Source organism: Rhizobium sp. CB3090 (genome assembly GCF_029714285.1).
Taxonomy (GTDB): domain Bacteria; phylum Pseudomonadota; class Alphaproteobacteria; order Rhizobiales; family Rhizobiaceae; genus Rhizobium.
In genome coordinates this window covers 2648626-2675134 of record NZ_CP121662.1, presented here as the reverse complement: position 1 = coordinate 2675134, position 26509 = coordinate 2648626, and the positions used below count along the sequence as shown (strand labels likewise).

Sequence of the window (26509 nt, the reverse complement as noted above, 5' to 3'; positions counted from 1 at the left end):
CGCAGGGGATCAAGAGCGCGATGCTGAAAGACAGATCACAGAAATTGATCTGCGCAATCAACAAACAAAATGATGCGGCGCAGTGAAACTTTCTTGCTCGAATTTTGAAGCATTGGCAATCTTCCGTCGCAAGTTAGCGATAATTTGCCGTTTTGCTCTTGCGAAGCCCATCACTTTCTGGCATAGAGCTGATGAATTAGGACAGGGTTGCTGTCCTATTTTGGCCGCCAAGGCCGAAGATGCGCTAGAGGGTCCTGACGATATCGGGATTTCGAGCTATAGTTACTGCGAGCATGTCCCAGGGAAGCCGACAGGCAACCATGTGGAGCGGCGGTGGAATAAGCAAGGCGCGGAACGCTGACGACGGGCTCCACCAAGGGGTCATGGTCTGCGGCCGATCTTCACAATGCAACAGCGCTGTCGCGCGTCGGACCCGATAACGGGGCGGCGCGGGACGAAGGATCGCCCGCGATGCGGGCCTTACCGGAGGGAAAACGATGACGAACAGGACGCCGTCCATGACTTTTGGCCACATCGCAGCAGCAAAGGCTGCCGCTACGGTCAATACGTCGAAACGCGCCGATCGTTTGACCTCGGGGGGCATCCCGCCGAAACAGGGCCTTTATGATCCGCGCAATGAACATGATGCCTGCGGCGTTGGTTTTGTCGCGCATATGAAGGGCCAGAAGTCGCACCAGATCGTGCGCGACGGTCTGTTTATTCTGGAAAACCTGACGCATCGCGGCGCTGTCGGCGCCGATCCGCTGATGGGCGATGGCGCCGGCATTCTGGTGCAGATTCCCGACCGTTTCTTCCGTGAGGAGATGGCCGCACAGGGCGTCGTCCTGCCGAAGGCAGGAGAATACGGCGTCGGCCATTTCTTCATGCCGCGCGACGAGGCGCTGATCGAGCATTTCAAGACGGCCATCAAGCAGGTCGTCGCCGAGGAAGGCCAGGTTCTGCTCGGCTTCCGCGACGTGCCGGTCGATAACTCCTCGCTCTCCAAGGCGCCTGACATCGCCGTCACCGAGCCGCATCATGTGCAGGTCTTCATCGGCGCCGGCCGCGACGCCGGCACGCATGAGGAATTCGAGCGCCGCCTGTTCACGCTGCGCAAGGTGATCTCTAACCGCATCTATGCGGAATATGACGGCGAAGAGAGCAACTTCTACCCGGTCTCGCTGTCGAACTCGACCGTGGTCTACAAAGGCATGTTCCTCGCCTATCAGGTCGGCGCCTATTACAAGGACCTCTCCGATCCGCGTTTCGAATCGGCGGTTGCGCTTGTGCATCAGCGCTTTTCGACCAACACGTTTCCGTCGTGGAAGCTGGCGCATCCCTATCGCATGGTTGCCCATAACGGCGAAATCAACACGCTGCGCGGCAACGTCAACTGGATGGCGGCCCGCCAGGCATCGGTGTCTTCACCGCTGTTCGGCGAGGATATCTCCAAGCTCTGGCCGATTTCCTACGAAGGCCAGTCGGATACTGCCTGCTTCGACAACGCGCTCGAATTCCTCGTGCGCGGCGGCTATTCCATGGCGCATGCCGTCATGATGCTGATCCCCGAGGCCTGGGCCGGCAACCAGTTGATGGCGCCGGAACGCAAGGCGTTTTACGAATATCATGCCGCCCTGATGGAGCCGTGGGATGGCCCGGCTGCGGTCGCCTTCACCGATGGCAAGCAGATCGGTGCGACGCTCGACCGTAACGGCCTGCGCCCGGCCCGCTATCTCGTCACCAGCGACGATCGCGTCATCATGGCGTCCGAGGCCGGCGTTCTGCCGGTCGAGGAAGAAAAGATCATTCAGAAGTGGCGCCTGCAGCCGGGCAAGATGCTGCTGATCGACATGGAAAAGGGCCGGATCATCTCCGACGACGAGGTGAAGTCGGAGCTTGCGACCAAGCATCCCTATCGGAACTGGCTCGACCGCACGCAGCTTATCCTCGAGGACTTGAAGCCGGTTGAGCCGCGGGCGCTGCGCCGTGACGTGTCGCTGCTCGATCGCCAGCAGGCTTTCGGCTATACGCTGGAAGACACCAAGATCCTGATGTCGCCGATGGCGACGACGGGGCAGGAGGCGATCGGCTCCATGGGCACGGATACGCCGATCTCGGCCATGTCCGACAAGCCGAAGCTGCTATACACCTATTTCAAGCAGAACTTCGCGCAGGTCACCAACCCGCCGATCGACCCGATCCGCGAAGAGCTGGTGATGAGCCTCGTCTCCTTCATCGGCCCGCGCCCGAACCTGCTCGACCATACCGGCATGGCCAACGCCAAGCGGCTGGAAGTGCGTCAGCCGATCCTGACCAACGGCGACCTCGAAAAGATCCGCTCGATCGGCCATACGGAAGACCGCTTCGACACCAAGACGCTCGATTTCACCTATGATGTCGAACGCGGCGCCGAAGGCATGCCAGAAATGCTCGACCGTCTCTGCGAGCGGGCTGAAGCTGCCGTTCGCGGCGGCTACAACATCATCGTGCTCTCCGACCGCCAGATCGGCCCGGACCGCATCGCGATCCCGGCGCTGCTGGCGACTGCGGCCGTCCACCATCATCTGATCCGCAAGGGGCTGCGCACATCGGTCGGCATCGTCGTTGAAACCGGCGAGCCGCGTGAAGTGCACCATTTCTGCCTGCTGGCCGGCTATGGTGCAGAGGCCATCAACCCCTATCTCGCCTTCGACACGCTGCTCGACATGCATCAGCGCGGTGAATTCCCGAAGGAAGTGGACGCGAGCGAAGTCGTCTACCGCTATATCAAGGCGGTCGGCAAAGGCATCCTCAAGGTCATGTCGAAGATGGGCATCTCGACCTATCAGTCCTATTGCGGCGCTCAGATCTTCGATGCGATCGGCCTGCGGCAGGAACTGGTCGATCAATATTTCTTCGGCACCGCGACGATGATCGAAGGCATCGGCCTCGAAACTATCGCCGAGGAAACCGTCGCCCGTCACAAGTCGGCCTTCGGCCGTGACCCGATCCTGGCAAGCACGCTCGAGATCGGCGGCGAATATGCCTACCGCATGCGCGGTGAAAGCCACGCCTGGACGCCGGATGCCGTCGCCGCTCTTCAGCATGCCGTGCGCGGCAATGCCGAGGACCGCTATCGCGAGTTCTCGGAGATGGTCAACCAGTCGGCGCTCCGGATGAACACCATCCGCGGCCTCTTCAAGATCAAGGGCGCGGAAGCGCTCAGCCGTAAGCCGATCTCGGTCGACGAAGTCGAGCCGGCAGCCGATATCGTCAAGCGTTTCTCGACGGGCGCCATGTCCTTTGGCTCCATCAGCCGTGAGGCGCATACGACGCTGGCAATCGCCATGAACCGCATCGGCGGCAAGTCGAACACCGGCGAAGGCGGCGAGGAATCCGACCGCTACATGCCGCTCTTCGACGGTTCGCCGAACCCGGAACGCTCGGCCATCAAGCAGATTGCCTCTGGGCGCTTTGGTGTGACCACCGAATACCTGGTCAATGCCGATGTGTTGCAGATCAAGGTCGCGCAGGGTGCCAAGCCCGGCGAAGGCGGCCAGTTGCCCGGCCACAAGGTCGACGCCACCGTCGCCAAGACCCGGCATTCGACGCCGGGTGTCGGCCTGATCTCGCCGCCGCCGCACCATGACATCTACTCGATCGAAGATCTGGCGCAGCTCATCTTCGACCTGAAGAACGTCAACCCGACGTCGGATGTCTCGGTCAAGCTCGTCTCGGAAGTCGGCGTCGGCACCGTCGCCGCCGGCGTCGCCAAGGCGCGCGCCGATCACATCACCGTTGCCGGCTTCGACGGCGGCACCGGCGCATCGCCGCTCACTTCGCTGAAGCATGCAGGTTCGCCTTGGGAAATCGGCCTTGCCGAAACGCAGCAGACGCTGGTGCTGAACGGGTTGCGTTCACGCGTCGCCCTGCAGGTGGATGGTGGCCTGAAGACCGGCCGCGACGTCATCGTCGGCGCGCTGCTCGGTGCGGACGAATTCGGCTTTGCTACAGCGCCGCTGATTGCGGCCGGCTGCGTCATGATGCGCAAGTGCCATCTCAACACCTGTCCGGTCGGCGTCGCGACGCAGGATCCGGTCCTGCGCAAGCGCTTCAAGGGCACGCCGGAGCATGTCATCAACTACTTCTTCTTCGTTGCGGAGGAAGTGCGCGAAATCCTCGCCTCGCTCGGCGTCGCCAAGCTGGACGACATCATCGGCGCTTCGGAACTGCTTGAGAAGGACGACATGCTCGCCCATTGGAAGGCCAAGGGGCTCGACTTCAGCCGCATCTTCCACAAGGTCGAGGCGCCGAAGGAAGAGACCTATTGGACGACCGTGCAGAAGCACCCGATCGTCGACATTCTCGACCGCAAGCTGATCGAGAAGGCGGAGCCGGCGCTTGCCAGCAAGACGCCGGTCGCCTTCGAAGTCGACATCAAGAACGTCGACCGTTCGGCCGGTGCGATGCTATCCGGGGCTGTTGCCAAGCGCTATGGTCACCGTGGCCTGAAGGATGACACGATCAACGTCACGTTGAGAGGCACCGCCGGCCAGTCCTTCGGCGCGTTCCTGGCGCGGGGCGTCACGTTCAACCTCATCGGCGACGGCAACGACTATGTCGGCAAGGGTCTTTCGGGTGGCCGCATCATCATCCGCCCGCCGGAGAACTCGAAGATATCAGCCGAACATTCGATCATCGTTGGCAACACCGTGCTTTATGGCGCGACCGAAGGCGAATGCTACTTCCGTGGCGTCGCCGGCGAGCGTTTCGCGGTGCGCAATTCCGGCGCCATCACCGTCGTCGAAGGCGTGGGTGACCATGGCTGCGAATACATGACAGGCGGCGTCGTCGTCGTACTCGGCGAAACCGGCCGCAACTTCGCAGCCGGCATGTCGGGCGGCGTTGCTTACGTGCTCGATGAGAAGGGTGATTTTGCCCGTCGCTGCAACATGGCGATGGTCGAGTTGGAGCCGGTTCCGGAAGAGGATGAATTGCTGGAGAAGCTGCATCATCACGGCGGCGACCTCATGCACAAGGGACGCGTCGACGTTTCCGGTGACATGACGCGCCACGACGAAGAGCGCCTCTACCAGTTGATTTCGAACCATTTCCATTACACCGGCTCGACGCGGGCAAAGGAAATCCTCGATCACTGGGCCGACTACCGCCCGAAATTCCGCAAGGTCATGCCGGTCGAATACCGTCGTGCGCTGGAAGAGATGGAGCGTAGTCGGATGGGCGTAGCGGCGGAGTGATCCGCTGCAGCTCGTCTTCCCTTCGAGGATTTCGCGTCCGATTGCGATCGCCGGAGTGGTGATCGCAACTGTCGAAAAGCGGAATCGGATTTGAATTACAGTGCCGGACAGGGCAGCGGGATTTGCCTTCAGGCACGGGAGCCATCGGCTCCTCTATTTTGAGTAAGGAAACGAAAGCATGGGCAAGGTAACAGGCTTTTTGGAAATCGACCGGCAGGTTGGCAAGTATCAGCCGGCGTCTGATCGCATCCGGCATTTCCGCGAATTCACGATCCCCATGTCGGACCAGGAAGTCCAGAAACAGGCCGCGCGTTGCATGGACTGTGGCATTCCTTATTGCCACGGCCCGACCGGCTGCCCGGTTCACAACCAGATTCCGGACTGGAACGACCTCGTCTACAACAACAACTGGGAAGAGGCGATCCGCAACCTGCACTCGACCAACAACTTCCCGGAATTCACCGGCCGCGTCTGCCCTGCGCCTTGCGAAGAAGCCTGCACGCTGAATCTCGAGGATGCTCCAGTTGCGATCAAGACGGTCGAACAGGCCATCGCCGATAAGGCCTATGAGCTCGGTTTCATCCGGCCGCAGCCGGCAACCGTCCATACGGGCAAGAAGGTCGCCGTCATCGGCTCCGGCCCTGCCGGGATGGCGGCGGCGCAGCAGCTTGGCCGCGCCGGCCATGACGTCCATGTCTACGAGCGCGAGACGAAGCCCGGCGGGCTGCTGCGCTATGGCATTCCGGACTTCAAGATGGAGAAGAACTTCATCGATCGCCGCGTCGAGCAGATGAAGGGCGAAGGCGTGACCTTCCATTGCGGCGTCAACGTCGGCGTGGACGTCAAAGTCGAGGAGCTTCTGGCTGACTATGACGCGGTTCTTTACTGCGGCGGCTCGGAAACCCCGCGTGAAGCCGGCATTCCGGGCACGACGCTTGCCGGCGTCCATGACGCCATGCCCTATCTCGTGCAGCAGAACCGCCGCATCGGCCGCGAAAATATCGACAGCATCGGCTGGCCGTCCGATCCGATCCTCGCTGGCGGCAAGCATATCGTCGTCGTCGGTGGTGGCGACACCGCATCCGACTGCGTCGGCACCGCTTTCCGCCAGGGTGCGGTCAAGGTGACCCAGCTCGACATCCGCCCGCAGCCGCCGGAAAAGGAAGACAAGCTCGCCGTCTGGCCCTTCTGGGCGACGAAGATGCGCACCTCCTCCTCCCAGGCCGAGGGTGCTGTGCGCGAATTCCAGGTGGCAACGCTTGAATTCATCGGCGAAGACGGTGTGCTGACCGGCGTGAAGTGCTGCGAAGTCGATGAGCGCCGCAAGCCGATCGCCGGGACGGAATTCGTCATCCGCGCCGACCTCGCATTCATCGCCATCGGCTTCCGCGGCCCATTCACCGATAGCGTGCTGAAGGAACTCGACGGCAAGCTGACGCTCAACACCGACAAGCGCGGCTCGACCAACGTTGTCGCCGACGACAAGGACTACAAGACCTCGGTCGACAAGCTCTGGACCGCCGGCGACGTCCGCCGCGGCCAGTCCCTGGTCGTCTGGGCCATCCGCGAAGGCCGCCAGGCCGCCCGCGCGATCGACGAGGCCCTGATGGGCTCGACGGTGCTGCCGCGGTAAAAGCTTCGGCATTATCGAAGGTCAAAGGCTCTGCTTCGGCGGAGCCTTTTCTTTTAGCGGTTCGTTACGGCAGGAAGCAGGAAACGCCGGAGTAGGGCATCTCCTACGGCCGGTTGCAGCATGGGATTGTCATATAATCCTGCCAACACGACGGCTGTGATGTCCAGGCTCGGAATGACATAGAGTCTTTGTCCACCCCAACCAACACCCGCAGTCCAGCTAATCTCCTGCCGATCGATCAGCGAGCGTCCGAGCCACCATTGGAACCCATAGAAGTACAGGCCCTCTCCCTGGATTTGCGGTGAGGTAGCCTGATCGATCCAGGCCGATGAAAGAATCCTGGTGTTGTTCCAACCGCCTCTGTTCAACACAAGCTGACCGATCTTGGCGACGTCGCGTGACCGCATGCGCAAGCCGGACGTAACATTGGGTGTTCCGTTCGGGTAGCGAACCCATTCCACGTCATTGATGCCAAGAGGATCGAAGAGATATTCCTTGGCGAACTGATCCGGCGGTCGTCCCGATGCCCTGTGCAGAATGGCGCCGAGCAGGGCGGTCAATCCGCCGTTATAGTTGTACACAGCGCCCGTCGGCTCAGCGACCGGCTGTTCAAGAACGTATCGGTGCAGGTCAGCGGCTTCCATCATCCGGCGCGCGCTGTTGGCTGGATTGCTGTAGGGGAGCTCCTCGCTCCAGGCAAAACCAGCGGACATGGTGAGCAGATGACGAAGCGTTATCCTATCTTTTTCCGGCGTGCGCAGATCGGCGTGATCAGGAAAGAAGTAGAAAACCGGCAGGTCGAGGTCCGCGATCCATCCATTTTCGATAGCGATGCCGACGAGAATGGAGGTGATGCTTTTGGTGATTGAACGAAGATCGTGCCTGAGGCCCGCATGGTACGCCACGCGGCCAAGCGGAACCGCCCATGCTCTATCTTCCCCGGCGAAATACCGCTCGTAGACCAGTTTGCCGTGGCGGGCGACTATGATGGCGTGGGCATTTGCCGCTGTCCATGCCTCGAAATGTGGGCCGATGCCTCGCAATCTATCCGCATCGAAACCATGATTCTCAGGAACAGATATCGCCCATCCGTCTGCAGATACTTCTGGCAGGCCAAGGTCTTCGTGCGATTCCAGCATGCGAATTGCCCTCGTTTTGTTGGTATCCGGTGACGGCTATGGAGCAGTTGTCGCCGTCGGCAGCCGATAGTCGTCAACGCGTCCGGTCGGTGCCGGGGCCATCTGGCCTTTTTCGACCAGGAGGTCGCGAGGGGACTCGGTGACGGAGGCGCGGGCGGGGGCACCGCCGAGAAGCTGCGCGCCGCCGTCGAGATTGGGATCGGAGAGGCTTACGGGCTGCGTACGGGTGATCTTGTCCATCTCCCCCGGCGGCAGATTGACCTGTTCGGCCGGCAGTTGGTTGCCGGTGTCGAGGCGGGTGATATCTGGACTCGCCTGATCGCCGAGAAGCCGGCGCGTCGGTTTTTCGACGTAGAAGGCGACCTTGCGTTTTCCTGCTGCCGTGAGATTGATGCCGTCGGCGGTTCTAAGCCGCACTTGCTGGCCGTTGATGTCTGAGCCGGTGACGATGAACGCGCCGTTCTCGTCGGTGAAGCCGTCCCAGATATCGATGAACTCGCCGCCGATACTTTCGACCTGACTTTGGTACAGTTGGTTGAGCTTCACGGCATCGGCCGTCATTTGGCTTGAGCCGAAGGGTGGCAGGCCGACCCAGAGCAGGGGGATATGGCGGCTTGTCACCAGCTTGCCGAACTGCTGCACGCGCTCCTCATAGGCGAGGTACCATGGGTCTGTGCCGAATTTTTCATTGAGCCCGTCACCCGTCATCTGCTGGCGGTCGTTGGCGCCGATCATGACGACGACCATGGCCGGTTTCAATTGATCCATCATAGTGGGCAGTTGTTGCGGCCAGTTGTAATAGTCCTGGCGCACGAGGCCGGAGGCGATGGTGCTGCGCGTCTGCACGACGACGCCGGGTGAGGCGGAAAAGGCATCGTCCAGCCCGTCGCCGAGGCCGCCCGCCAAAAAATCGCCAACGACGAGGATCGTCTTGGCATCAGGCAGTTTCTGGACCTCCGGCGGCGTATCCGGCTGGGTTACCACTTGGCGCGGCGGCGGAGCGGTCCGCTTGTGCGGCCGCATAGTGCGTCTCGGCGCGGGCTGCTGCTCGGGAAGATCAGGCTCCGAATTGCCGAACAGCATATCGAGCAATGTCTTGCGCGGCCGCTCCTGCGCTTCGGCCGCAGTCAACAGACAGAGGAACGCGAAGCATGCCGCAAGAAGCGCCGTAAGGATCGCTTTCGCAGCAGTCATTGCCGCGCGGACTGGTCGGTTTTTCATCGGGCTCTCTTCCGCTCGCTGCGTCATGGTCGCATGAAAGCGGCGCCGCCGTCCAGAGAATCCAAGACCCATTGCGACCGCGGCGGCCTATTTGCGCAGGGCGTTCAACAGGTTCATCGACGGTTCCCCGTCGGCGCTCATGCCGAATCGCTGCTGAACGGCGGCAATGGCCGCCTTGGAGCCGGAACCGAAATTGCCGTCGACGGCACCGTCGTAGTAGCCGAGCTCCTTCAGTCGGGTCTGCAGCTCGAATTTCTGCTTCACATCCAGCGTGCCGCTCGGGCGCGGCCAGGATTGTTGCATGCCGCCATAGCCGGCGATCTGATCGGCGAGCAGGCCCACCGCGAGCGCGTAGCTGTCGGAGGCATTGTAGCGCTTGATGGTGAAGAAGTTGCCGGCCATCAGGAAACCGGGACCGTTAGGTCCGCCCGGCATCTTCAGTTGCGCGCGGTCGGAGGTCAGGCGAAAACCCTTGCCGTTGGGGCGCACGAAACCCATGGCAGCCCATTGCGCAATCGTGCGGGTCTTGCCGGCCTGCGCCGCGCCACCCGGCGGTACGGTCACTTCGTAGCCCCAGGTGCGGCCGGTGCTCCAGCCGTTCTTGGCCAGCAGATTGGCAGTCGTTGCCAGCGCGTCGGGGATGGAGTTCCAGATATCGGCATGGCCGCTGCCATCGGCGTCGACCGCATAGAGCAGGTAGCTGGTCGGGATGAATTGCGTATGGCCCATGGCGCCGGCCCAGGAGCCGTTGAGCTCATCGCGCGGTACGTCGCCGCTCTGCAGGATTTTCAGCGCCGCGATCAACTGCTTCTTGGCGTAGCCGGCGCGCTTCGGATCGGCATAGGCGAGGGTCGCCAACGCACGCGGCACGTAATGCAGCTTCTCGTCTTTGGCGAGCACGGCGCCGTAATTCGATTCCATCGACCAGATGGCCAGGATGATATTGCGGTCCACGCCGAAATGCTGTTCAAGGGAACGGAGTGTGGAACCGTATTTGGCCGCCATCTTCCGGCCAATATCAACGGTATAGGGATTGACGCGGGAATCCAGATAATCCCAGATCTGGGATTTGAATTCCGGTTGGTACTGCGCTTTTTCGAGGACCGTCGGGTCAGGGTCCGTCACGCCGGCAAATGCTTTGCGATAGGTTGACTGCGTGATGCCGCTTTTCGCTGCGGTATCGTAGAAGCCCGCGATCCATTTCTGGAACCCAGGGTCCGCGTTGGCGTTAATGGGAGTTAGTCCCGCAAAGGCACCGAGCGCGAGCGCCAGGGCGAGACCACGAAGGGAGTATTTGCGGTTTGGGGTCATCAACAGCCGTGTCCATCAATACTTGGATTTCGGTGCGGCAATGCCCGTGGCATTCGCCCATGCGTGAAACTACAGGAACGAAGTCAACAAATTCTTTACCATGGAAGCCGGGGTCAGTCATCATTTGCAAAACAGTAGCAAATTTATACTACTGACCCTTCGAATAGCTTGGCGCTAAAGCGACTCAATTCCCCAGGAGGTATGAGTGGGACAGCATAAAAAGGTGCGTAAGGCAGTATTTCCGGTCGCCGGACTTGGGACGCGGTTCTTGCCGGCGACCAAGGCGGTGCCGAAGGAGATGCTGACCGTCGTGGACAAGCCGGTGATCCAGTACGTCGTCGATGAGGCGATGGAAGCCGGCATCGAGCATTTCGTGTTCGTGACCGGCCGCAGCAAGCATGTCATCGAGGACTATTTCGATATTCAGTTCGAACTCGAGCATACGTTGCGCCAGCGTAACAAGAATGCCGAGCTGTCGCTGCTGAACGGCCTGCTGCCGAAGGCGGGCACGGCGAGCTTCACGCGCCAGCAGGAGCCGCTCGGTCTCGGTCACGCCGTCTGGTGCGCTCGCGAAATCGTCGGCGACGAGCCTTTCGCGCTGCTGCTGCCCGATATGGTCATGCGTGCCGAAAAGGGCTGCATGAAGGGCATGATCGAGCTTTATGAGCATAGCGGCGGCAACGTTATCGCCGTCGAGGAATGCGCCCCGGATCAGACCCACAAATACGGTATCGTCGGTGTCGGCGAGACGATCGGCAGTGGCTTCCGCATCACCGAAATGGTGGAAAAACCGGCCAAGGGCACAGCTCCGTCGAACTTCTTCATCAACGGCCGCTACATCCTGCAGCCGGAGATTTTCCACATCCTGGAGAGCCAGGAGCGTGGTGCGGGCAACGAGATCCAGTTGACGGACGGCATGCTGAAGCTCGCCCGGCAGCAGGATTTCGCCGGCTATCACTTCCGTGGCCAGACTTTCGACTGTGGCGCCAAGGATGGCTTCATCCTCGCCAACGTCGCCTTCGCACTCGCCCGCGCCGACATCCGTCCGACCATCGAGGACGGGTTCAAGGCGCTGGTCGAGGCGCTGAAGTCGTAGAAAGATCAAAAGTACCCTCACCCCGCTCATGCGGGGTGAGGGAGCGACTGGGATTACCTCTTCACCGTCAATCCCACGCCCGCCTGGAGCTGCCGCGTATCATCGCCCGTCTTTCGCGATGTCAGTTGGTAGCCGACGTTGCTCGTCAGATCGAGATAGCGGTTGATGCCCCAGGTGAGGCCGAGCGCGGCGTCGTATTCAGTTTCGTCGGAGATGGTGCTGCCGGAAGGATAGACGCGCCAGATGGTGCCGCCCGTCACCTTGGCGGTGAGATCGTCGCGCAGTTCCTGACTCAATGTGCTCGTCAACTGATAGGCGGTGTAGCCGCTTTCGCCCGCCGTGGTCGAGGGTTGAACGGTTGTCGAAAGGCCGACGCTGACATTGGTGCCGCGCTGCGGCGACCAGGCGAGATTGCCGTCGACGGTCGGCGAATCGATCGAAGCGAGCCGCGAATCGTCGAATTCCGTATGCTGATAGCCAAAACCGAGTTCGCCCTTCATCTTGTCGCCGAGGTCGAGCTCGACGCCCGCCTTGCCGCCGTAGCTCTGGTTCGAGCGGGCGTAGCCGTTGCTGTCGTGCGACTGGTCGTAGAAGGTGCGGCCGAGATCGGCTTCCAGGAAGGGGACGAGGACAGGCGAGAGCTCATAGCCGATTCGTCCGCGCCATGTGCCGGCGGTTTGATTGCGATCGCTGAGTGTCACCTTTGTTCCATCCGACAGGGTGGCGTCGGAATAGACGGTGCGGGTCAGGCCTACGGCAGTCGTGCCGCGCAGCAGGCCGAAATCACGCTCAAGCGACGCGCCGGCGTTGAATTGGTTGACGGCCGACTGCTTTGAGGCGCCGGCAATGGCGTTGGGATCGCTGGTATCTTCGCGGAAGAACTGATAGCCGGCGGTGATATGCGCCGTGGTGTCGGCGGGCAGATCAAGGCGCAGATCGGCGTTGAGGTTGACATTCGGCTGTTCGGCGCCGGTGCCGCTCAGGTTTTTCTGCCAGACGCCCTCGCCGGTAACGGTCAGGGCATGGCGGTCCCAATCCGACGTCAACGTGCTGCGCAGATCGGTTTGCAGGAAGCTGCGGTCGTCATTGGTCGAGCCGGTGCGGTTGCGCTCGACATTGACGGACTGGTTGACGGAAGGGCGCAAGGTGAAGGTGCCGAGCGGTATGCCCTGCACGTCCTCTCGATCCGGGTGCTGCCGCGCCTTCAGCTCATCGACACTGGTCTCGCGCAGATTGACGCGGCGCAGATCGTTATCCAGCGTGGAGCCCGTCGTCATCGGATCTACGCCGAGCCGGAGGCGAGTGGCGGACGGGGTATCTGCGTCCGTTGCCGCCTGATTCGCGGCGTTTGCCGCCGTGGATTTGGAGGATGCCGTCGTGTCCGAACCGGGCAGATCGAAACTGTCCGTGCCCGCCGATGCTGTCGGCGAATTGGCACTGGAGCTCTGGTTGCTGTCAAGCGATTGCGCCAGAACCGACATCGGCATGGCGAGCGCAGCCCAGCCCAGCAGAGCGGATGCAGCGCATGCCGTCAGCCGGAGGGAGCCACCACCCGCCTTGTTCTTGCCGATGTTCATTTGATCTATGTCTGACCTTACTCGAAATGCTTTAAATCCTTACTCAAGCGTAAAGGCCCATGGTTAACACTTCCTTGCCGTCCGACTACAAGGAGTCACGGTGACGGACTTGCGTTGGTGAGGCGACACGCCATCTCGCGCTGAACAAAATCGATCGCGGGTGGACAGAAATAAAGAAAAGCGTTAGGCCTCGCTCATGAATAAGAGAGCTGTAAGACTCATCGAGAACGGTGCGATCGAATCCGCGATGCGAACGATCGAGACCGAGAGACTGGGCATGGAGGCGCTGGAACGCGCGCTGACCAATGGTCTGGCCGAGCCCTTCAGCCGCGCGGTGGAGATCATCGGCGATATCAGCGGCCGTGTTGTCATTACCGGCGTCGGTAAGAGCGGCCATATCGGCAACAAGCTCGCCGCAAGTCTGGCTTCCACGGGAACACCGGCTTTCTTCGTGCATCCGGTCGAAGCCAATCACGGCGATCTCGGCATGATCACGCAGGACGATGTCATCATCGCCATGTCCTGGAGCGGCGAGAGCGCCGAGTTGCGCGGCATCATCAGCTATTCCCGCCGCTTCTCGATCCCGATGATCGCCATCACCGCCGGCGAGACCTCGACGCTTGCGCGCGAGTCGGATGTAATTCTGCTGTTGCCCAAGGAGCAGGAGGCTTGCCCGCACGGGCTGGCGCCGACGACATCGACGCTGCTGCAACTTGCTATCGGCGATGCGCTTACCGTAGCGCTCTTGGAGGCGCGTGGTTTCACGGCGGAGGATTTCCGCACTTTCCATCCGGGCGGCAAGCTGGGCGCCAGCCTCTCGCACGTCGCAGATATCATGCACAAGGGCGACCGCGTGCCTCTGGTTGGCCTTGGCACCGGCATGCCGGAAGCGGCGATGACGCTGTCGAAAATGCGTTTCGGCTGCGTCGGCGTGATCGATGACGATGGCTGCTTGTGTGGCATCGTTACCGATGGCGATATTGCCCGCAATCTCGGCAGCAGCCTTGCGGAAATGCGGGTCGACGAGGTGATGACCCGTAATCCGAAGACGGTCAAGGAAACGACGCTGGCGACCGGTGCGATGGCATTGCTGAACCGTCATAATATCTCGGCGCTGATCGTCGTCGACGATGCGCGGCGGCCTGTCGGCATCGTCCATTTCCACGATCTGCTGCGGATCGGCGTCGCCTGATCAGGCCGTTTCGACGGTCAGATCACGCCCGTTGCTGAAAACGACCTTGACGCGGGTTCCGGCCGGCAGGTCCGGCCCCATCACCGTCCAATAGGTATCGTCGAGACGGATCCGACCGCGGCCTTCCGTGATCGGCTCATTGAGCGTTGCCGTGCGGCCGACCAGGCTTGCGCCGCGTTGGTTGAGGAAAGGCTCATCCGTTATCTGGTTGTTGTTATAGACATAACGGCGGCCGAGCAGGGTGACGATGACTGCGGACGCCGCGAAGATCAGCAGTTGCACCTGCCAGATCCAGAAGGCGCTGTCCCAAAATGCCAGAGAGAGCGCGCCGACAATGATGGCGGCAAGACCGATCCAGACCAGGAAGAAACCGGGCGCGATGAGTTCGGCAGCCAGAAGTACGAACCCGGCTACCCACCAACTCCACGGCCCAAGTTCGCCAATGAGATTCTCGAGCATGTTCAGCTCTCCCGCGGTGGCAGCGGATTGACGGAGGGGGTCGAGCGCGTTGCGCCTGCACGCGGACGCGACGACTGCGAAGCCATATTGCCGTCATTGCTCTCGCCGAAGACCTCGCGGGCGATAGCGCCGATACCGCCGAGCGAACCGATGAGCGAAGCGGCTTCCATGGGCATCAGCACGATCTTGGAATTACCGGCTGTGCCGATGGATGCGAGTGCCTCCGTATATTTCTGTGCGACGAAATAGTTGATGGCGTGAATGTCGCCTGCGGCAATCGCCTCCGAAACCATACGTGTCGCCTTGGCTTCCGCTTCGGCCAGGCGTTCGCGTGCCTCCGCGTTGCGGAAAGCTGCCTCGCGCTGACCTTCCGCCTGCAGCACCGCAGCCTGTTTGGAGCCCTCGGCCCGCAGGATTTGCGCGTTGCGCAGGCCTTCCGCCTCAAGCACCTGAGCGCGTTTTTCGCGCTCGGCCTTCATCTGCCGCGCCATCGCGTCGACCAAATCCTTTGGCGGCTGTATGTCCTTGATCTCGACACGAGTGACCTTGATGCCCCAGGGGTGCACGGCATCGTCGACGACGCGCAGCAATCGGTCATTGATGGCGTCACGATTGGAAAGCAGCTCATCGAGATCCATCGAGCCCATGACGGAGCGGATATTTGTCATTGTCAGATTCTGAATGGCATTTTCGAGATTGGTCACTTGGTAAGCGGCCTGCGCAGCGTTCAGCACCTGATAGAAGGCGACGGCATCCGCGGCGATGCTCGCATTGTCCTTGGTGATGACCTCCTGGGTCGGGACAACCAGCACCTGCTCCATGACATTCATGCGTGCGCCAATAGATTCGATGAAGGGCACGATCAGATTGAGGCCGGGCTCGAGTGTCCGCGTGTAACGTCCGAAGCGTTGGATCGTATAGCGGTATCCTTGTGGCACGGTCTTAACTCCGGCAAACAGCACCAGGATGACCAAAACAACAAAGGCAACCACGACGATGCTGAAACCACCGACGACCATAAAATCCTCCATCGACGCTCCCGCACGATGCAGGGTTTGCGTCACGTCAAAACACCGCCGCGATCTCTGCGCATTCGAGCGAACAAGCGGCGCAATAGCTCAATCTGATGTGGTGGGTTAGCATGTTCTCGGCAAGGACGGAATGGGCCGCGAAATCCAACCTTCTGACCTGCTCCGCGACATGAAAGGGCGGGCGGAAATCTCGCGTTTGCGGCCCGAACAGACAGTTCCGGCGCCCTCTCAATTTCACTCCGACCTTGCACCTGACGGCACATGTTCATACCTTAAGGGGAGGAATGTATCCGGTTTCTGCCGCCGTGCGGCTCTCCGAGCCATGGCATGGCGCAACACCAGGGTGAGATGATGAATATCGACAGGACTTTGCGGTCAATCGTGGCCGTGCACGCTTCAATTCCGGAAGATGCCTTTACGGCTGGGGCATTGGGAATCCGGCGGGAAGGCAGTGGTGTGGTCATCAGGGATAACGGACTGGTACTCACGATCGGCTATCTGATCACCGAGGCCGAGGAGGTCTGGCTGACGACCAATGAAGGCCGTGTGGTTCCCGCTCATGCGCTTGCCTATGATCAGGAGACCGGCTTCGGCCTGGTCCAGGCGCTTGGCTCGCTTGGCGTTCCCGCACTGGAATTCGGCAATGCTGCCAGAGCCGCAATTGGTGATCCCGTGGTGATTGCTGACGGAATCGGCCAATTCGTTCGTGCAAACATCGTGGCCAAGCAGGAATTCGCCGGTTATTGGGAATATCTGCTGGAGGAGGCGATCTTCGTGGCGCCCGCCCATCCTTCATGGGGAGGCGCCGCGCTTATCGACGCGCATGGCAAGCTTTTGGGCATCGGATCGCTTCACCTGCAGATGGCCTCTCAGAACGAAGAGACGGCCGATATCAACATGGTGGTGCCGATCGATTTGCTGCCGCCTATTCTCGATGATCTACTCAACCGAGGCCAGGTCAACAAGCCGCCGCGACCTTGGCTCGGCGCTTTCTCCGCCGAAAGCAACGGCGAGGTCGTGGTCATGAGCGTCGCGGAAGGAGGTCCGGCCGCTCAGGCGGGGCTGCAGCGAGGCGACGTCATCTCCGAGATCCGGGACGGCGAGGTTGACAGCTTGGCCGATTTTTACCGCAAGGTGTGGGAAAGCGGCCCTGCCGGCGCGGAAATCCCCATGAGGATATTGCGCAACGGCCGCGAAGCATGGCTGCGCGTCAAATCGGCCGACCGGAGCAGCTTCCTCAGGAAACCGCAATTGCAGTAAAGCACTGCCATTGCGGCGGCCGAAACGGCACCCGGCGCCGCAGGAGCAGAGGGCATCAAACCCAGCCCAGCAATTCCCGCCTGACCACCTTTTCCAGTACTCGCATGCCGTCTTCGCTATCGTTCAGGCAGGGGATGTGCGTAAACTTCTCGCCGCCATTGTGGTGGAAGGATTCGGCTGCCTGTTCGGCAATTTCCTCGAGCGTTTCCAGGCAATCCGAGACGAAGCCGGGGTTGAGAACGGCGATGCGTTTCGTACCTTCCTTGGCAAGGCGTTCCACCGTCTTGTCGGTGTAGGGTTGCAGCCATTCCTCCGGTCCGAAGCGGGATTGGAAGGTGAGCATGAACCGGTCTTCGGATAGTCCGAGCCTTTCACGCAGCAACCGGCTGGTCTCGACACACTGCCGATAATAGGGGTCGCCCTTCTCGGAATAGGAAAGCGGGATACCGTGGAACGAGGCCAGGATCTTCTCCGGCTGCCAGTCGAGTGTGGCGAGGTGCCGGGTGACGGAGTTTGCAAGTGCTTCGATATAGGTAGGGTCGGTATGATAATCCGGTACGGTGCGTAATGCCGGCTGCCAGCGCATGGCCATCAGCTTTTCGAATGCCTTGTCATTGACGGTGGCGGTGGTGGCGGCCGCATATTGCGGATAGAGCGGAAATAGCAGAATACGGTCGCAACCCTGATCTTTCAGCACCTGGATGCGCTCGCCGATCGATGGCTTGCCATAGCGCATGGCCCAATCGACGACAATGTCAGGCAGGTCCATCAGCCGCGCGGCCATCAAATCCGATTGGTTGCGGGTATAGGTGCGCAGGAAGCTTTCGTTCTTTTCCTTGTTCCAGATGGTCTCATAGGCCTTGCCGACCTTGCCGGGGCGGGTGTTCAGGACGATGCCGAACAGGATCGGATACCATTTCCAGGGTGACCACTCGATGACGCGCTTGTCGGTCAGGAATTCGCGCAGATAGCGCCGCATCGACCTGTAGTCGGTGCCGTCAGGCGTGCCGAGATTGACGAGAAGGACGCCGATCTTGCCGGATTTCTGTTGCGATTGGCCGGCCGAGGCTTCTGCGATCATCAATGGTGGTCCTCTCAACAAAACGGAGCACCTCACATAGGAACAAAAGCCGGCCCGGGAAAGCCCGGACCGGCTGACTTTTACGAGACAAATCGTCCTTACTTGGCCGGAATCTTCAATTCGCGACCGATGGTGAGGTGGCGCGGCTTGAGATTGCGGTTAGCGGCCATGAGTTTGTGCCATGCGCCGGCGTTGCCGTAATAGGTCTTGGCGATATCCCAGAGCGTATCGCCGGCGGCGATGACATGGGTCGTCGGCGTTTTCGGCGGCTCGCTAGCCTCGGTCGCCGGTGTCGTAGTTGTGGCAGCGGGAGGCGTTGTCGTAGGAGCAGTCGTTGCGGGCGCAGTCGTCTCGGGCGCCGGGGTGGCGGGTGTGGTATTGTTGGGCGTTGAGGTGGCGGGTGCGGGCGTATTGGGCGCCGTCGTTGTAGCGGGAGGCGTGGTTGCCGGAGCGGTGGTCGTCGCCGGCGGGTTCGCGGCGGGTGCTGTCGTCTGAGCTGTCGACGTGTCTGGGGTCGTGGCGGGTGAGGCAGCAGGGGCGGTCGCAGCAGGCGCGGTTGTTGTGGCCGGAGCAGTCGCCGTCGGAGCGGTCGTGGCTGGCGCCGTAGCCTGAGACGCTGATGTATCGGGTGTCGTCGTGGCAGGGGTCGAAGCAGCGGGAGCCGTTGTGGAGGATGCTGCACCGGTATCGGCCGCAGCCGGGGCGGGCTTCTGATCCGATGATGCCGCCTGTTGCGTTTCCGCCGGCTTGCCTGCCTCGGATTGGGCGGTGGTTGCGGTGCCGCCGACCTGTGTCACGCGGCCATCCGTATAGGGCTTATAGGGATTGTGCGCTGCCAGATAGTCGGCGACGACTCCCTCCAGATCGGGGCCGAAGTCATAGGCATTCTTGCCGTTCTTTGCAAAGACGACGTAACCGTCTCCGCCGGCGCGCATATAATTGTTGCTGACGACGCCATAGGTCTTGTTGGGATCGAGCGGCACAAACTCCGTGCCTTCTTGTACCATGATGGAGACGACGCGGTCGCCGGGCGGCTTTGATTTGTCAAAGGTATATTTGAGACCGGCGACCTGGGGGAAACGGCCCGCGCCGTCGTCGATCTGGCTGAGGCCGTTCTCCAGTGCCGCCTTCACGTCGGCACCCGTCAACTGGAAGGTGGCGACCGTATTCTGGAACGGCAGCACGGTCAGCACGTCGCCCATGGTGACGTCGCCGGCGCCGATCGAGGCGCGCAAGCCGCCGCCGTTCTGGATGGCAATCGCTATGCCCTGGTTTTTCGTGCGGTCGAGCATGGCATCGGCGACGAGATTGCCCATGGAGCATTCCTGGACGCGGCAAATCTCGCGTGCGCCCTCGATCGGGGCTTGCGAGGAGCCAATGACCTTGTGTCGCAGTTCCTCGATCGGCTTGGCCATTTCCTGGATACGGGCGGCAATGGCGGGGTCCGGTTTGATCGAAGAATCGAGCAGGATGGGATCGCCCTTGGCTTCCTTGACGACGCCGTTGTCATCGAAGGTGATGACGATGTCGCCGAGATACTTGCTGTAGGAGGCGGCCTGGACGACCGGGACTTTATAGCCTGCCGGGTTGTCGACCATGGTCGGATAAGGGCCGGCTGCTTTCGGGTCCGTATTGGACAGCAGCGTGTGCGAATGACCGCCGACGACGACATCGACGCCGGCGATCCTGGCAATCTGGGCGACGTCGCGCGGATAGCCGACATGGGTGAGCGCGATGATCTTGTTGACGCCCTGCGACTTCAGCGCATCCACCTCGGCACTGATGGCGGCCGCATCGTCGGTGATCTTGACATGCGGGCCAGGTGAGGAGAGCTCCGCTGTCTCGGTCGTGACCGCGCCGACGATGCCGATTTTCTGGCCGCCGATATCGAGTACGATCGATTTCTTGATGCGTTCGCCGATTTTCGATTGGTCGTCTATGACCAGATTGGCGGTGACGACCGGGAACTGCGCCTTGTCGAGGAAGGCGGCGAGCGGGCCTTCGCCGTCATCGAATTCGTGATTGCCAACGGTCATGGCGTCGAGCTTCATATCATTGAGAAATTCGACCTCGGCAGCCCCTTTGTAGGTCGTGTAGAACAGCGAGCCCTGGAAATTGTCGCCGGCATCGAGCAACAGGACATTTTGGCCGGCAAGTGCAGCGCGACGCTGGTCGATCGCGGTCTTCAGCCGTGCGGCCCCGCCAAAGCATTCATTTTTGCTTTCTTCCGCGGCAGAGCAGGTGGCGTCGAACTTGTTGATCGGTTCGACGCGCGAATGGAAATCATTGAAGTGCAGAATGTTGAGCTGGTAATCCGCGAAAGCGGTGCTGGCGCTGAGCGCCAAGGCCACAGCGGCCAAAAGACCCATACCGAAGGGCTTCGTCATCTCTCTCTCCTGTTGCTCACCATATCCGGCCCGCCCATGTCCCGCGGCGGTACCCCGCATCGAATTTTTTCATCGTGGCGGAAAGAGCGCAAGCAAAAGCTGTTGGGTTTATTAGGATTTTGCAAATTTGCCGGAAAGAAAGTCGCCGCGTCAGGCGCAGGCTTCGATGGAGGCATCGCCATAGGACTCCCGCACGGCGGCAATGAAATTCCAGCCGACGGCAAGAGTGACGAGCAGGCAGCAAAGGGCTGCCATGTAATGAAAGCGCCGGCTCCGATCGCGGTAAAGCAGGATCGCGCCGGCAGCATAGATCACCAAGGCGGGCAGGGCGATAATGAAGACGCTTATCGGTCCGTCGCAATCGAGCGCTGTGATACCCTGCGCCTTGTAGCTGTTGGCAGGCAGAGCCGCCGCCAGGATGGCGAGCGGCAGCGCGGCGACGAGAACGAGATAGGGCGCCATTCTGTGCATGGCATATTATCCGTCCGTCGCGCCTGTTTCAGCCTCTATCGGCGATTGAGGGAAAACTGTTTGCCGGCATCCGAGGTGCAGTTGAGCTGAGAAGGGTTGATCAGGGCGCAGTTGATCTTGGACTGCGTCTTGCGCACCAGCGACGTCATGTTGATCTCGATCAGGCTAGGGGAAACCATGCTATAGGTACCCGAAGCCAGGACCGAATTGCTGTCAGTGGTGTGCGTCGTGAAGGTGCCGGCCTGGAAGGTCGAAATGAGGCCGTTCGCATCGCTCCAGTTGCCTTCCACCCCCGTCTGCGGCTGCACGCTGGCGCGCATGGCAGGCGGAGGCCTCGATCCGCCAAAATCGACACAGGCGGACAATGCTGCAGCGGCTGCGAGAAGGGCAATGCTGGTTCTGATCTTCATAAATATCTCCCGCGATTGAAGGCGGACTAATGTCATATTGGTTGCGGGAACCATGGCGCGGCGATCTGTCGAAAGCAAGGCTCCAGAACCCGTCACTTCGATTTATCCGCCGAGCGTAACAAAAATGCCCGCACGACCTGTACGGGCATTTTGAAGTTTCGACCGTTCGGATGATCTGTCGATCAGCGAACCAGGATGTTCTTGAACTGCCAAGGATCCTTGGTGTCGATGTCTTCCGGGAAGAGGCCGGGGCGGCCGTCAAGCGGCGTCCAATCGGTGTAGTGGCCTTCAACCGGGCCGAGATACGGCAACTGCACTTGGAGGCAGCGCTTGTAGTCGATCTCGTCCGCTTCGACGATGCCGGCGTTCGGATTTTCCAGAGCCCAGACCATGCCAGCAAGTACCGCGGAAGTTACCTGCAGGCCGGTTGCATTCTGGTATGGCGCAATGCGGCGGGTCTCTTCGAGCGACAGGCGCGAACCATACCAATAGGCGTTCTTGTCGTGACCATAGAGCAGCACGCCGAGTTCGTCGATGCCGTCTTCCAGCTCGTCTTCATCGAGGACGTGGTGAACCGGCTGCGGTGTGCCGCCGTTGCCGAACATTTCGTGCAGCGAAAGCACGGCATCGTTGGCCGGATGGTAGGCGTAATGGCAGGTCGGGCGGAAAGTGACTTCGCCATCCTTGTCGCGGACCGTGAAGAAATCGGCGATCGAGATCGACTCGTTGTGCGTGACGAGGAAGCCGTACTGCGGGCCTGGCGTCGGGCACCAGGTACGAACGCGGGTGTTGGCGCCCGGCTGCTCCAGGTAGATGGCGGCCTGGCAGCCCTTCTTGTGCTTCTTGGCGTTCTTCGGCATCCACTCCTCATGCGTGCCCCAGCCGAGTTCGGCCGGCTGCATGCCTTCGGAGATAAAGCCTTCGACAGACCAGGTGTTCCAGAAGACGTTCAGCGGCTTCGGATGCTTGGTGCGCTGGGTGTCGCGCTCGGCGATGTGGATGCCCTTGACACCGACCTTCTTCATCAGCTTTGCCCAGCCTTCGCGGTCATGCTGATCCGGCTCTTCGAACTTGATGCCGATATCATGGGCGAGATTGACGAGCGCCTGCTTGACGAACCAGGACACCATGCCCGGGTTTGCGCCGCAGGTAGAGACCGCGGTTGCGCCGCCCGGGTTTTTCGCCTTTTCCTTGCGCACGGTTTCACGCAGCGCATAGTTGGTGCGATCGGCATTCTTCATGTTCTTGTCGAAATAGAAGCCGAGCCAGGGCTCGACGACGGTGTCGATATAAAGAACATCGTGCTTGCGGCAGAACTTGATGAGATCGAGCGAGGACGTATCGACCGAAAGGTTGACGCAGAAGCCCTGGCCGCCGCCCTCCGTCAGAAGCGGCATCAAGAGGTCCTTGTAATTGCTCTTGGTGACATATTCCTGGATGTGACGGACGCCGTGCTTTTCGAGGATCGCCAGGTGCTCGGCGTCCATCTGCGGGTCGATGACGACCATCCGGCTCTTGTCGAATTTGAAATGGCGCTCGATCAGGGGCAAGGTGCCGCGGCCGATAGAGCCAAAGCCGATCATCACGATCGGACCGGTAATTTCGGCATATACCGGATAGTTCTGTTCCGTCATTCTTTTCTCCTTCGAAAGGCAGGACGCCGTTCGGTCGCTGAAAAATCAATCAATGTTTGCGCGAAAATGCGAGGTGAACGGCTCTAACCATAAATTGATGTCACAATAAAGAGCCGTCCCGGCTTATCGGGCAAATGTCAAGCTGGTGAAGCAACTTCCGCAAGCGCTCGCAATTGCCTCGCCAACTCTGCCTTCTGATGGGTGAGGCCTTTGTAGGCCGTCTGGTGTTCATCCAGACCATCCAATTGTGCAGCAAAGCTTAATGCCAGTTCCGAGGCTTTAGGATGGCCGACAATCGCGGCGATCGGGTCGACATAGACGCGGATGGTGAAGAGGATATCACCCGATACCGGCAGCTTCCGCAGCGTCTGGCGCTCGACGCGGGCAAAGCTGGTTTCGAGCGTGGGAGCTGTTGTGGCCGGCGGCCGCCGGTGCTTCGAAGTCGGGAGAGACAGCTCGTTTGTCGTGCTCACCGACCAGTTCATCCGTTCGACGGGCTGGGCCACCTGCAAATTGTCGAAGATGCGGTTGATGAGGACGGCGTTGCGGGTGCCCTCACCGAAACCGGGCACATCCGCATGAATCGCCTGTATCGGCCGGCCGAATTTTTCCTGGAGCGACCAGGAGGAGGGGAAGGCGACATGGCCGGCGACGAGATGCCAGCCATTCTCCTTGCGCCGCATGATGACGAGATCGTCGGCAACGAGCGAACCCGCTTTCAGAAGCGGCGGCAGGTAGGGATCGGCGAGATCGATCGAGTGACCGGCAGCGGAGACAATGTCGCCGTCGCGATGATAGATCGTCGGATGCTGTTCGCAGAGATAAGCGATCAGAAGATCGAGGCACTCCTGCTGCGCATTTTCCGATCCGTCTTGGGAAATGAAAATATCATCGCGATGGTCGCAAAGAAGCCCTCGCTTTTCATCGAGATAGCGCTCGAGGTCGGCGTCCGGCTCGATCCATCGCGCCGGATCGAGCGGCAAGAGACCGATCGTGAAGGGCTTCGCGGAGCCGTCATAGGGCGTGTAGGTCAACAAGGTCACGGACGGAGCCTACTGCGTCAATATTCCCTTGGGAACGAAAAGCCATTCTTCCGATTGTTTATCATCCATCGCGGCGACGTCCTCGCGGTTTCCAATCACGCTTTCAACGCCTCCAACCCTTCCATAACAGTCGTCAGAGCGATTTCCGTGATGTCATAGGCAGCGACGCCGTGGATGGTGAAAGGATCGGCTGCGACATAGGCTTCCAGTTCGGCCCGGTCGCCGCGGGCAAAGATGATGCCGCCGGTGCGCGGCACCTTGCGGCCGGACGCGAGGAACCAGCCTTTCGCATAGCCTTCCTTCACCCAGGCCATATGCGGCTCCATGTGCTTGTCGGCTTCGTCATTGCCTTTGAGGTAGGTCAGCGAGAGAATGAACATTACGTCAATTCCGTATGAGTTGTGAACGGATCAATCCGCGCAGGGAGTTTCCGACATAAAGCTCACCTTTTTCCAGATCGTCCAGCCTTATCCGACCAACGCGGGCTTTGCGCTGGCAGATGAGCTCCGTGCGCAACACACCGGCGAGCAGGCCGGAAGAGATGGGCGGCGTCCGCAATGGACCGGAACCCTCGTCGAGGAAGATCGAGGTAATGGTGCCTTCGCAGACCTCATCCTTCTCATTGAGCAACAGCACTTCGTCGGCCTCCGCCGGCGAGTATTCGGCGCGGGCAGCCTCATAGGCGGACCGGCGGGTGGTTTTGACGCGCAGCAGCGTGTCGGCGGAATCAAGACAGGTCTTGGCAATGCGGACGCGCCAGACGGTATCGGGCGCAAGCGGCGTGAAAGCGGCCGTGGTGACGTCCGTCCGCCCGGCGCGATCGAACGTCAGGCGGACACGCAATGGAGCATTCGCGCCGGCGACGGCGGCATCCAGTTTCGTCAGCGCATCCTTCGGTGCGGGAAAACCCAATCGGCGGGCGGAACGTTGAAGGCGGGCAAGATGCAGGCGCAGACGCAGGAAGCCCGTCTGCGGCTCATAGCGAAGCGTCTCGATCAGCGAAAAGTCCTCTAGCGCTGGATCCATCGGTCCCCCACGGCGAAGCGTGCTTTCAACAGGCATTCTTCATATTCGGCCTCCGCCGTCGAATCGAAAACGATGCCGCCGCCGACATTGAAGACGGCGCGGCCGTCATCGAACAGCGTGATGGTGCGGATCGCCACGGAAAAGCGCATGGCGCCGCCGGGCGAAATCATGCCGATCGCCCCGCAATAGGCGTCGCGCGGACCGACTTCGAGCTCGTGCAGAATTTCCATCGCCCGCATTTTCGGCGCGCCGGTGATCGAGCCGCAGGGGAAGAGTGCCGCGAAGATATCGCGAATGGTCATGTTGGGGCGCAGCTTTGCCTGCACGTGGCTGACCATCTGGTGCACGGTCGGATAGGTCTCGATCTCGAAGAGTTTCGGCACTTCGAGCGTGCCGACCTCGGTGATGCGCGAGATGTCGTTACGCAGGAGGTCAACGATCATCCGGTTCTCGGCTTGCGTCTTCTCATCGGCAAGCATGGCGCTGATGATCTCGGCATCCTCGGCGGCGTCGGCGCCACGCTTGGCGGTGCCCTTCATCGGATGCGTCTCGATCCAGCCGTCGTCGTCGGTGCGGAAGAAGAGTTCGGGCGAGCGCGACAGGATAATCGGGCCGCCGAGATCGACCAGCGCTCCATATTTCACCGGCTGAAGCTCGATCAGTGACCAGAAGGCGGCGCGGGCGTCGCCATTCCAACGGGCCGTGATCGGCATGGTGAGGTTTGCCTGATAGCAGTCGCCCTGGCGCAAGTGCCAATGCAGCCGGTCGAACCTCTCTTTATATATAGCAAGATTCCACGCGGCCGTGGCGTCGGTCAGAAATGCCTCGTTTTCGAGACGTTGCAATGGTTGGGCGAGGGGGTGACCATCCGCCGCCGGAGCGTCGAAGACGCCGAAGCAGAGCAGCGGCGTCTCGCGGTTCTCCTCAGCGAAAGACGCAAGTTTTTCCTCGAAGAGGTGGCCCGCCTCATAGGCCATATAGCCCGCCAGCCATTTTCCCTCCGCCTTCGCCTTTTGCATCCGATCGAGGGCATCGAAGAATTCCGCACGTGTTCGCGCTGTGATGATCTCCGCCGGCTCGGCAAAGAGCATCACTTGTCCTGTGCTGTCGTCCCGGAAGAGGACGTAGGGTTGGGTATCGGCCATGCGGCCTTCTGAGTCCTTGTGTCAGATGTTACTAACGCCTTCTCCCTAGAGGTAGAAGGTAGCCCGCCCCTCGACAGCTCGGGGGGCGGATGAGGGGGCGAAGAGCGAAGCTCTGAAGGCCTTGAGCGGCGAGCGAAAGGCAATAATCCTCCTTAC

20 protein-coding genes are annotated in these 26509 nt (G+C 60.8%); 5 read left to right on the top strand and 15 right to left on the bottom strand.

Going from position 1 to position 26509, the window contains the following annotated elements; all coding sequences use genetic code 11:
• Positions 1 to 497 precede the first annotated feature (497 nt).
• Together gltB and QA646_RS12920 are read left to right on the top strand one after the other, a co-directional pair.
• On the top strand, positions 498 to 5237 hold the full coding sequence (gene gltB / locus QA646_RS12925; RefSeq protein ID WP_283055839.1) for a glutamate synthase large subunit: 4740 nt from the start codon (positions 498 to 500) through the stop codon (positions 5235 to 5237).
• A 178-nt stretch (positions 5238 to 5415) separates the two neighbouring features.
• Positions 5416 to 6870 carry a glutamate synthase subunit beta gene (locus QA646_RS12920; RefSeq protein WP_283055838.1) on the top strand — a complete coding sequence of 485 codons (1455 nt, stop codon included), beginning with the start codon at positions 5416 to 5418 and terminating at the stop codon, positions 6868 to 6870.
• 53 nt (positions 6871 to 6923) lie between these two features.
• Here the strand turns inward: QA646_RS12920 and QA646_RS12915 are convergent, their stop codons facing one another.
• The 3 genes from QA646_RS12915 to QA646_RS12905 all read right to left on the bottom strand — a co-directional run bounded on the left by QA646_RS12915 (position 6924) and on the right by QA646_RS12905 (position 10541).
• Entirely contained in the window at positions 6924 to 8009 is a 1086-nt protein-coding gene (locus tag QA646_RS12915; protein ID WP_283055837.1) for a serine hydrolase, read from the bottom strand.
• A 36-nt stretch (positions 8010 to 8045) separates the two neighbouring features.
• Positions 8046 to 9230, bottom strand: coding sequence for a DUF459 domain-containing protein (locus QA646_RS12910; protein ID WP_283055836.1), 1185 nt, complete (start codon positions 9228 to 9230; stop codon positions 8046 to 8048).
• Between the two features lie 87 nt (positions 9231 to 9317).
• Entirely contained in the window at positions 9318 to 10541 is a 1224-nt protein-coding gene (locus tag QA646_RS12905) for a lytic murein transglycosylase (protein ID WP_283055835.1), read from the bottom strand.
• 205 nt (positions 10542 to 10746) lie between these two features.
• Between QA646_RS12905 and galU the strand changes: the two genes are divergently transcribed.
• Positions 10747 to 11637 carry a UTP--glucose-1-phosphate uridylyltransferase GalU gene (galU, locus tag QA646_RS12900; protein ID WP_283055834.1) on the top strand — a complete coding sequence of 297 codons (891 nt, stop codon included), beginning with the start codon at positions 10747 to 10749 and terminating at the stop codon, positions 11635 to 11637.
• Between the two features lie 53 nt (positions 11638 to 11690).
• Here the strand turns inward: galU and QA646_RS12895 are convergent, their stop codons facing one another.
• A complete protein-coding gene (locus QA646_RS12895; RefSeq protein ID WP_283055833.1) occupies positions 11691 to 13214 on the bottom strand; it encodes an outer membrane beta-barrel protein in 1524 nt (507 codons plus the stop codon).
• A 196-nt stretch (positions 13215 to 13410) separates the two neighbouring features.
• Here QA646_RS12895 and QA646_RS12890 point away from each other — a divergent pair, with 196 nt between their 5' ends.
• On the top strand, positions 13411 to 14406 hold the full coding sequence (locus QA646_RS12890) for a KpsF/GutQ family sugar-phosphate isomerase (RefSeq protein ID WP_283055832.1): 996 nt from the start codon (positions 13411 to 13413) through the stop codon (positions 14404 to 14406).
• Here QA646_RS12890 and QA646_RS12885 read toward each other — a convergent pair whose 3' ends face one another.
• A complete protein-coding gene (locus QA646_RS12885; protein ID WP_283055831.1) occupies positions 14407 to 14865 on the bottom strand; it encodes an NfeD family protein in 459 nt (152 codons plus the stop codon).
• A 2-nt stretch (positions 14866 to 14867) separates the two neighbouring features.
• Positions 14868 to 15884 carry an SPFH domain-containing protein gene (locus QA646_RS12880; protein ID WP_283058867.1) on the bottom strand — a complete coding sequence of 339 codons (1017 nt, stop codon included), beginning with the start codon at positions 15882 to 15884 and terminating at the stop codon, positions 14868 to 14870.
• Between the two features lie 363 nt (positions 15885 to 16247).
• On the opposite strand from QA646_RS12880, the gene QA646_RS12875 reads away from it, so the two are divergent.
• The gene (locus QA646_RS12875) at positions 16248 to 17156 is read left to right on the top strand and encodes a S1C family serine protease (protein WP_283058866.1); all 909 of its coding nucleotides are present in this window, start codon (positions 16248 to 16250) and stop codon (positions 17154 to 17156) included.
• Positions 17157 to 17211: 55 nt separating this feature from the next.
• Here QA646_RS12875 and hemH read toward each other — a convergent pair whose 3' ends face one another.
• The 9 genes from hemH to QA646_RS12830 form a co-directional block, all read right to left on the bottom strand.
• Complete coding sequence (gene hemH, locus QA646_RS12870; RefSeq protein ID WP_283055830.1) at positions 17212 to 18237, bottom strand: ferrochelatase; 1026 nt, start codon at positions 18235 to 18237, stop codon at positions 17212 to 17214.
• 98 nt (positions 18238 to 18335) lie between these two features.
• Entirely contained in the window at positions 18336 to 20624 is a 2289-nt protein-coding gene (locus QA646_RS12865; RefSeq protein ID WP_283055829.1) for a 5'-nucleotidase C-terminal domain-containing protein, read from the bottom strand.
• A 150-nt stretch (positions 20625 to 20774) separates the two neighbouring features.
• Complete coding sequence (locus tag QA646_RS12860; protein ID WP_283055828.1) at positions 20775 to 21095, bottom strand: hypothetical protein; 321 nt, start codon at positions 21093 to 21095, stop codon at positions 20775 to 20777.
• A gap of 35 nt (positions 21096 to 21130) precedes the next feature.
• On the bottom strand, positions 21131 to 21505 hold the full coding sequence (omp10, locus tag QA646_RS12855; protein ID WP_283055827.1) for an outer membrane lipoprotein Omp10: 375 nt from the start codon (positions 21503 to 21505) through the stop codon (positions 21131 to 21133).
• A gap of 182 nt (positions 21506 to 21687) precedes the next feature.
• Positions 21688 to 23139: a homospermidine synthase gene (locus QA646_RS12850; protein WP_283055826.1), complete on the bottom strand. Its 1452-nt coding sequence runs from the start codon at positions 23137 to 23139 to the stop codon at positions 21688 to 21690.
• Between the two features lie 137 nt (positions 23140 to 23276).
• Positions 23277 to 24182, bottom strand: coding sequence for a DUF3445 domain-containing protein (locus QA646_RS12845; protein WP_283055825.1), 906 nt, complete (start codon positions 24180 to 24182; stop codon positions 23277 to 23279).
• A 95-nt stretch (positions 24183 to 24277) separates the two neighbouring features.
• Positions 24278 to 24562, bottom strand: coding sequence for a YciI family protein (locus QA646_RS12840; protein ID WP_283055824.1), 285 nt, complete (start codon positions 24560 to 24562; stop codon positions 24278 to 24280).
• 4 nt (positions 24563 to 24566) lie between these two features.
• A complete protein-coding gene (locus QA646_RS12835) occupies positions 24567 to 25208 on the bottom strand; it encodes an aminotransferase class IV family protein (RefSeq protein WP_283055823.1) in 642 nt (213 codons plus the stop codon).
• A complete protein-coding gene (locus QA646_RS12830; RefSeq protein ID WP_283055822.1) occupies positions 25193 to 26353 on the bottom strand; it encodes an aminodeoxychorismate synthase component I in 1161 nt (386 codons plus the stop codon). Before QA646_RS12830 ends, QA646_RS12835 begins: the two co-directional genes overlap by 16 nt.
• Positions 26354 to 26509 lie beyond the last annotated feature (156 nt).